General features: G+C 69.5%; 2 protein-coding genes. Both read left to right on the top strand.

Translation table 11 applies throughout. The features are described from left to right. Nucleotides 1-161 (top strand): hypothetical protein (locus OC490_RS49150; RefSeq protein ID WP_262064570.1); only part of this gene is annotated, 161 nt, incomplete at its 5' end. Nucleotide 162: 1 nt separating this feature from the next. Then, nucleotides 163-547 (top strand): NAD(P)-binding domain-containing protein (locus OC490_RS49145; protein WP_262064569.1); only part of this gene is annotated, 385 nt, incomplete at its 3' end.

The following is a 547-nucleotide window of genomic DNA, read 5'->3' as shown; positions in this document are numbered from 1 at the left end:
TCGACCAGTGGGGCGTCGAACTGGGCAAGGTCCTCGCCAAGCGCGTCGAACCCGCCCTGACCGAAGGCGCGGACGTGCCCGGTCTCGACTCCTCCACCGCCGCGCTCGTGGCGACCTACCGGACTCTTCGTAACGCGCAGAATTCCCAGGAAGTGAACTGACATGCAGCTCGGACTGATCGGCCTCGGCAAGATGGGCGGCAACATGCGCGAGCGCATCCGCCGCGCGGGCCACACCGTCATCGGATACGACCGCAACCCCGAGATCTCCGACGTGAGCGACCTGGCCGAACTGGTCGACAAGCTCGAAGCGCCGCGCACGGTCTGGGTGATGGTCCCGGCCGGCGCCCCGACCCAGTCGGTCGTCGACGAGCTGGGCGAGCTGCTCCAGCCCGGTGACACGGTGGTCGACGGCGGCAACTCGCGCTGGACGGACGACGAGAAGCACGCCGAGGAGCTGGGCGCCAAGGGCATCGGCTTCGTCGACGCGGGCGTCTCCGGCGGTGTGTGGGGCCTGAAGAACGGCTACGCGCTGATGGTCGGCGGCG

The organism is Streptomyces sp. STR69, from assembly GCF_024519455.1.
Classification (GTDB): Bacteria; Actinomycetota; Actinomycetes; order Streptomycetales; family Streptomycetaceae; genus Streptomyces.
This window is presented reverse-complemented; position numbering and strand designations above follow the sequence as displayed.